1 protein-coding gene is annotated in these 410 nt (G+C 74.4%); it reads left to right on the top strand.

The features are described 5' to 3' along the window. Positions 1–410 (top strand): acyltransferase domain-containing protein (locus MXD62_RS10270; protein WP_248829097.1); only part of this gene is annotated, 410 nt, incomplete at both ends.

The raw sequence follows: 410 nt of genomic DNA, 5'->3' as shown, positions 1-410 counted from the left end.
CAGGCCGTCGTCGGCCACAGCCAGGGCGAGATCGCCGCCGCCCACATCGCCGGCGCCCTCACCCTGGCCGACGCCGCGCGCGTCGTCGCACTGCGCAGCCGTGCGCTGACGACCATCACCGGGCCCGGCGCGATGGCGTCGATCAACCTGCCGCCCGACGAGATCACCGGGTTTCTGACGCCGGGGCTGTCCGTCGCCGCGGTCAACAGCCCGGCCACGACGATCGTGGCCGGCGACGAGGGTGAGCTGACCGCGCTGCTGACGACGGTGCGCGAACGGGGTACGCGGACCCGCGTCCTGCCCGTCACCTATGCCTCGCACTCCCCGCACGTCGAGGCCGTCCGCGACGAGCTGCTCGCCGCCCTCGCCCCCATCCGCCCGCAACCCGCCACCATCCCGATCCTGTCCAC

Origin of the sequence: Frankia sp. Mgl5 (assembly GCF_023242985.1) — a bacterium.
GTDB lineage: Bacteria > Actinomycetota > Actinomycetes > Frankiales > Frankiaceae > Parafrankia > Parafrankia soli.
This window is presented reverse-complemented; position numbering and strand designations above follow the sequence as displayed.